This window comes from Bartonella sp. MR168JLCBS (genome assembly GCF_042194175.1).
In genome coordinates, this window is the sequence record NZ_JBHIMP010000413.1 from 1 (window position 1) to 358 (window position 358).

Sequence of the window (358 nt, forward strand, 5' to 3'; positions counted from 1 at the left end):
CATCAAAGACGTTTTACCTGCTCCAGAGGCGCCAGTGAGAAACTGAAATGATCCGGGAGGAATGTGAAAGCTGATATCACGTAAGACTTCAGGACCCATTCCGTAGCGCAACCCGACATTTTCAAAATGAATCACTTGTTGTTACCACTTCTGCTTTTATGTTGCATCATTGTGAGGACCTTTGCTCTCCTTGTTTTAGGTTCTTGTTAGGTTCATATTCTACTATTCTCAATGTTTTTCTTTAACCATTTCCAATTTGTTATCAGACAAGAGTATTTGTGAAAATCTCAACCATTTTTTAATATATCCTCATTTGTGATTTTAGCAGGAATTTCAGGGTGATTCTAGCAGAAACATT

The 358-nt window shown here is 37.7% G+C and carries 1 pseudogene; it reads right to left on the reverse strand.

The annotated features are described in order from the left end of the window. A pseudogene (locus ACFIK8_RS11680) lies at positions 1-135 on the reverse strand (cell division ATP-binding protein FtsE); the annotation flags it as partial. Positions 136-358 lie beyond the last annotated feature (223 nt).